This is a genomic window from Exiguobacterium sp. UBA5002, assembly GCF_002396765.1.
Taxonomy (GTDB): Bacteria; Bacillota; Bacilli; order Exiguobacteriales; family Exiguobacteriaceae; genus Exiguobacterium_A.
This window is the reverse complement of record NZ_DGYQ01000024.1, coordinates 65,870-72,551: the sequence shown is the minus strand read 5'-3', so window position 1 is coordinate 72,551 and position 6,682 is coordinate 65,870. Positions and strand designations below refer to the sequence as shown.

The window sequence follows — 6,682 nt, the reverse complement described above, 5'->3', positions numbered from 1 at the left end:
TGACAGGGAGCAGTTCACATATAGAGGGCAAGTTGTTTTCGCGCCATTCTTTTTTAAAGAAAGGACAGCTCATCCTCGTCCATCGTGAAACTGGAGATCGGATCGCACTGCCCGTTGATTGGTTTTACGATCAAGAGGCAAGTCAACGTCGGTTTGGTCTATATCGCTATACGTATCGCACACAGATTGATTGGTCCGCCTTACAAAATCGGAACGTCTTCTCCATGAAGGCATCTACGATAGCTTCATGAAACTGACCTACTACCATCGTCTGATCCCTCGCCTCGTCCGACTCGGAAGAGCTCGTTACATCACACGTCATCTCACAACGGAACTTACTGGGCGCAACGCGACACATACGATGCATGTCACACCTTATTTCACTGTCGGTCATCGGAACCTCTCGTTTGAATTAAGTGCGTTCACGAACGAAAATTATCGTTACCTTGAGCATATGATGACGTTTGCCCCTCTCTATCGTCTCTTTGCTGACCGAAAAACATGGTTGATCGGGGAAAGACCTTATAAAGCACAAGATAACGGGTATCACTTTTTCCGGTTCATGCGCGAGCAACATGCAGAACATCCTGCTTACTACGTGATTGATCCAAATTCACCTGAGTATGATAAGGTCGCGATTCTTGGAAATACCTTGCCTTTCCGTTCGAAAGAACATATTTATCATTCGTTCATGGCAAGTAAATTCGTTGGAACCCATCATGCCGACTATCTTTATCCCCTTCGCTCACCGCGATTCAAGCGAAAAATGAAAGCCGACCGGATCTTCATTCAACATGGAGTACTTGGCGCTAAAAATATGGAGAATCAGTACGGCAAATTCGCATTATCGTTCGATACCGATCTCTTTTTAGTGAGTTCTGAACGGGAACGTCGATTGGTCATACAGGATATGGGCTATCGTCAAGACGAGATTCGAATTACGGGGCTCTCACGCTTCGACGCCCTCTTGAACGGTGACACGCCCGTCAAACGGCAAATCTTGATCATTCCGACGTGGCGTTCGTGGTTGCAAACACCTATTCAGTTCTTGGAATCGGACTATTTCGCACAGTACTCCGCTCTTTTAGAACACCCGCGCCTCCATGAACTCGCACACGACCATGATTTGGAGATTCTGTTCTGTCTACATCCGAATATGCAACAGTACGCGAGCCATTTCGAGCGTTTCCCAGTGACCGTCATCTATCAAGGCGAACGGGATGTCCAAAGTTTGTTGAAGGAGAGTCTCTTACTCATTACAGACTACTCGAGCGTCGCCTTTGATTTTAGTTTCTTAGGACGACCGGTTCACTATTTCCAATTCGATGCTCGCAGATTCATCGGTCCGGTCGGTTCGCACCTTGATTTAGCGAAAGAGTTACCCGGTCCCATCTCGACTACAGTCGATGATTTAATCGCTGACCTCGAAGCGACGGCCTCACGTGATTTTGCGATGCTTCCGTCTTACAAGGAGCGGGCTGCGGTCTTCTTGAAACCAACAGAACAGTCTTATTCCGAAGATATCTACCAAACGATTCTTGATTACAAACAGCAGCGCCATGTTTGGGAAACGATACAAACAAAAGAAGCATCACTCGTGTTATTCCGACTTTTCCGTCGGAGTCGCTTCTATTTCCCAATCATGAAAATCAGCTATCGCTTGATGAAAAAATTACCGGTACAAGAAAATAAAATCGTGTTCGAGAGCGGGCTCGGTAAACAGTACGGTGATAGTCCCCGTTATATCTATGAAGAATTGCGTCGCCTCGGCAGCACCCATCAAGTCATCTGGGTGCACAATAAACGACTCTATCTCGGGGATGATCATGTTAACGTCATCAAACGTCTGTCACCTCGCTACTTTTATCATTTAGCGACGGCCAAGTATTGGGTGAACAATCAAAACTTCCCTCATTACATGACCCGACGTAAAGAAACGACCTATATTCAAACATGGCACGGCACACCACTGAAAAAGATGTTATTCGATTTAGAGGAAATTCATGGTCGAGACGCCGGGTATGTCGACCGCGTCACTCGCTCGATCCAACAATGGAGTGTGCTTCTTTCGCCGAGTAGTTATGCGACAGCGATCTTTAAAAGTGCTTTCCAGTATGAAGGAACGATCCTTGAATCCGGCTATCCACGTAATGACTTATTCTTTGCAGATACTACGAAAAAAGTCGACGACTTGCGTGCACAATTGAATATTTCTCCGGATAAGAAGGTCATTTTATATGCTCCTACGTTCCGGGATCATCATGCATTAGGAAACGGAAAATTTTTCTTTGATTACCCGTTCGAATTCAGTCGTGTCGCTGAAGCATTAGGGGATGATTATGTATTCCTCATTCGGACCCATGTACTCGTAACGAAAAAACCGAAAATTCCAAGTGAGTATCAAGAACACTTCCTCGATGTCACCAACTATCCCGACATTCAAGAGCTGTATCTATTAACTGATTTATTGATCACTGACTATTCATCCGTCTTTTTCGATTTCGCCAATCTGAATCGTCCGGTCCTGTTTTATGCTTATGACCTAGAGCTCTATCGCGATACGTTGCGCGGTTTCTACTTAGACTACCAAAAGGACTTACCTGGTCCGATCATCGAAGAAGAGCTGTCCTTTTACGAGGCACTGGCGACGATTCCATCTTGGGCGAAGGATTATCAAGTAAAGCTCGATCATTTTCGGGAAACGTTCTGTGCGAGAGAGGATGGGCTTGCCGCTAATCGCGTAGTACGCACCTACTTCTTAGATGATGCTCCACTCGAAGCGTCCGAGACAGCGGAAGGAATCTTCGTAACGGATCCGTTGAAAAGTACGTAAATGAAACAGTAAAGAACTCATCCATTATCAAGCTGGATGAGTTCTTTTTCATGCTTTGATTACGTTTTCAATTAATGATAAGATGGAAATGATTTCAATAAATAAGATACCGACAAGAAATTGAATTTCATACACTTAGGAGGACTTGTCTTATGGAACGTTGTTCACTTTGCGGAACACCTCTAGGCTACGAGGATGACGCGTGCTCCTATTGCCAGCATCCCGTCATCGCACGGAAGCGTCCTGAAACGGAACCGACTTCATCTGCATTTCGTCCTGTTCTACTATGCATAATCATTCTTTTCGTCTTAATGACTTCGAGTTTATTTTGGTACATGACGAAAGATGCCTCTTCTTCAGAGGTCGTACCTTCCAAAGTCCAGACATGGAGTCTCTCGGAATGGTCAGATGAACAGGTTGCCTATAATCAAACCTATTCGAAAAATAAACCGCCTACATCGTATGATGTATTACGTTTCGTCCGTCAGTATACAGGAACCGTCCCTGAACTCATCACCTTTTCAACACGTTATGATTCGATCGAGACATTCTCTTCGATTCAATATATGTCTTCTCGCGCATTCAAATCTGAACTTCAGGCACTGACCGCTCTACGCCAAAAAGCAACTTCTGCTGCACCACCCCGCATTCACACAGTTGAATTCCAGGATTTTTCATCCGATGGCTCCATCTATGAACTTCGTACGCTAGAAACGTATCAAATGACACAAGGAAACGAGCCGTCATTTGTCACCTATCGCGTGCAGTATCGTATTCAACTGCATACGGATCATCTTCAAATCACGCACACTACACGAACTGAGGTGAAAACATGAGATATACATGGATGCTTCTTTTCTGTTTGATTTTATCAGGTTGTAAAGAGACGCCCTCTAACGTTCAAAGGGAAATGGAGAACGATGCCTACACTCAAGTCGTCGAGCGTGCGACAACTGAGCAGGATAGTCAAGCGGCTCAAACGATGGTGAAGCTGGAGCAACAGTTCGCTAGCTATCATTTCAAAGAAGTAATCCGAACTGCCCGTACGATTGAACAGTCTGATTTAGCGCCGGATCACCCGATTCGTGAACGGGCTCAGTTGATTGAACAAACCGCTCAAGAGAAAATCAAGCAAGTCCGGCAGTTTGAAGGAACGTATGAAGTGGAGCGAAGTACTTTCGAAAATGAACCGTTTGAAGGGAGCGGTCGTATCCACGTTTCGTTTGATTCACGAAATACCTTTGTCGCATCCCTTCAATTCGATCACTTCGGAACAGCTGGATCTTTTCGAAACGATACAGAGGTCATTCGATTCGAGCCTGACCTTTCAGCTCGCCTTTTCTTTTCAGAAGGAAGTGTGACCTATCGATTCGTTCGTTCCTCGCTTCGTCTGACCTTCGAAGGACCAGGCGGAAAAAAGACGTATCAGCTTTATGAGGTGACGTGATGGTAGAAGACCCATTCCTCGATTCCATCCATAGAAAAGCCGTACTCTTCTTGATTCCAGAGTACGGCTTTCGTTTATCTCATCACATGTTGATAGATGTGATGACAGAGTTCATGAGTTTCTAAACTATCTGAAGCCGTGACGGACGCAGACGGCTCACCCGCTATCGTTTTCAAGAATGCATCAATCAAGGCAATGAATCCTCTTCGACTCAATGTCGATTCCCAGTTATCTAGCGGATAGACAAGCGTTCCTTCACTCGTTTGTCGTTCGTGCATCGTCACGTCTGTAGCGATCCGCTTTTCATACGGTCCCATCACTTCTACCCGCTCTTCCGTGACACCATTGTTCCGGTTCATCACTCCGATGGCAGTAATTCCATTTGATTCGAATTGGATCGTAACGTGATGCAACCCACTCGTATCCTGCTTACTCCGGATATGCAGGTTTTCGATTTTTCCACGTCCCGTCAAATAGCGCAGCGTATCCGCAACATGGATGAAATCATCAAACAAAAAAGGTTGCGCGCCCTCAACAGAAGGCGTTCGATTTTTTTGCATGATGATCATATTCGGGGATTCAACTTCTAACAGGCGACGATGTGCGGACGCGAATCGTCGATTGAATCCTGTAATGAACGGGACCTTCTTTTCCTCTGCCAATTGAACCAGCTCCCGAATTTCCTCGATGTTCATCGAAATCGGCTTATCGACGAATACAGGAACCCCTGCTTCGAGTGCTTGCTTCGCTTGTGTTGCATGCGCTTTTGTTGCGGAATGAATCATGACAGCATCCATTCCCTCTGACAATGCCGCTTCTAAAGTCGGAAACGTACCTGAAAAACGATACATCAATTGCCATTTTTTCGCTTTTTCCTCTTCGCGCGAAATCAAATGAATGTCCACGTCTTCTCTTGCGGCATATACAGGTAAGTATGCTTTTTGTGCGATATCTCCGATACCTACTACGGCTAATTTCATCTACTATCTCCTCCATTCATCTGCTCCATTATTCCCTTTTCATCACTATTATATTCGAATGCATCAATTTTTTTGAAAACAAGTGAATTTCCTTTTTTTGTTTTATGATGAATCTATATTTTCAAAAAGGAGGGAATGATTTTTTATGAAGCCATTTTTTCGAATGAGTCTGATACTCCTGATCCTGTTTACACTTTTCCTACCAGCTTTACCGGCGCAAGCTGCCAGTTATCAAGTCGTCGTCACATCCAAATCCGGAGGAAATATTCGTTCTAAACCAAGTACGAGTTCCTCTGCAACTATCGTTCGCCTCGCTGCGTATCAATCGAAATTCACAGCAGTATCGTATTCGAACGGTTGGTACAAAATCAAAGATGGCGGCACCTACCGTTATCTGTCCAATCAAGTCGCAAAAAAAGTGACCGGTCCGAGTACATATGCTCTCGTCGTCACCTCTAAGTCTGGCGCGAACATTCGCTCCAAACCAAGCACGTCCTCTAGTAAGACGATCGTTCGGCGTGCTGCTTACAAGAGTGTGCTACAAGCAGTCTCCTATTCCAAAGGATGGTATAAGATTAAAGACGGAGGAAAGACACGCTACGTTTCCAATCAAGTCGTCCGAAAGAAAACAGCAGCTAGTAAATACCCGGTTGCCTCTTTACGCTATTTTCAACTCGGTTCTACTTCCTATATTACGACGAAACAAAGTAATGTCCGACGGTATCCGGCAAGTACGACCAAGTTGTTGACTGCCATCGTCGGATACGAAGTAGCCGCTCGAAACGGTACACTGGATCAACCTTTTACGCTCACGTATTCCATGATTTCAGTACCGTATGGTAGCAGTGTGGCGAGTTTACGCTCGGGAGATCGTGTCACGATGCGCCAACTCTTGAATGGCATGTTGATTCGCTCGGGTAATGATGCCGCTAAAGCGATTGCCGTTCGGACCGCGGGTTCTGAATCAAAGTTCGTTTCGTTAATGAATAGTCGTGCTCAAGCACTCGGCATGACAGCAAGTCATTTTTCTAATCCACATGGTTTTCATGAATGGAATCACTATACGACAGCTGCCGATATGCAAAAACTCGCGAACACATACGCGAATTATAGCTACCTGATTACAGTAAGCGGTCGAAAATCATATAAAGCAAGCATCAAAGGACCTTACGCTCGGACGTTAAAGTGGTATCACACGGATAAAACCTTACCTAAGGAACCTCGTATTTATGCGAGTAAAACGGGATATACTCCTGAAGCGAACAATACGCGCGTCTTTTTCCTTAAAAAGGGGAATGTCCGTTATGGATTGGTCACACTCAAAGGTACTCCCACTCAAACGGAAACGACACTCCGCTCTGTCTTGAAACAATAATTGCTCAATCAACAACCTGATTCCCTTTCCGGGAGTCAGGTTATTTT

General features: G+C 45.1%; 6 protein-coding genes. 5 read left to right on the top strand and 1 reads right to left on the bottom strand.

Annotated elements, in window-relative coordinates:
* The 4 genes from B4C70_RS07060 to B4C70_RS07045 all read left to right on the top strand — a co-directional run.
* Positions 1-251, top strand: a 251-nt coding sequence (locus B4C70_RS07060; protein WP_290777969.1) for a hypothetical protein, incomplete at its 5' end; no start/stop codon positions are given.
* Positions 248-2,833 carry a CDP-glycerol glycerophosphotransferase family protein gene (locus B4C70_RS07055; protein ID WP_290777966.1) on the top strand — a complete coding sequence of 862 codons (2,586 nt, stop codon included), beginning with the start codon at positions 248-250 and terminating at the stop codon, positions 2,831-2,833. The genes B4C70_RS07060 and B4C70_RS07055, both read left to right, overlap by 4 nt.
* 152 nt (positions 2,834-2,985) lie before the next feature.
* Positions 2,986-3,669, top strand: coding sequence for a hypothetical protein (locus tag B4C70_RS07050; RefSeq protein ID WP_214746929.1), 684 nt, complete (start codon positions 2,986-2,988; stop codon positions 3,667-3,669).
* On the top strand, positions 3,666-4,280 hold the full coding sequence (locus tag B4C70_RS07045; protein WP_152995325.1) for a hypothetical protein: 615 nt from the start codon (positions 3,666-3,668) through the stop codon (positions 4,278-4,280). Before B4C70_RS07050 ends, B4C70_RS07045 begins: the two co-directional genes overlap by 4 nt.
* A 74-nt stretch (positions 4,281-4,354) precedes the next feature.
* Here B4C70_RS07045 and B4C70_RS07040 read toward each other — a convergent pair whose 3' ends face one another.
* A complete protein-coding gene (locus tag B4C70_RS07040; protein ID WP_290777958.1) occupies positions 4,355-5,260 on the bottom strand; it encodes a Gfo/Idh/MocA family protein in 906 nt (301 codons plus the stop codon).
* 145 nt (positions 5,261-5,405) lie between these two features.
* Here B4C70_RS07040 and B4C70_RS07035 point away from each other — a divergent pair, with 145 nt between their 5' ends.
* Positions 5,406-6,635 carry an SH3 domain-containing protein gene (locus tag B4C70_RS07035; RefSeq protein ID WP_023469387.1) on the top strand — a complete coding sequence of 410 codons (1,230 nt, stop codon included), beginning with the start codon at positions 5,406-5,408 and terminating at the stop codon, positions 6,633-6,635.
* Positions 6,636-6,682: the final 47 nt, after the last annotated feature.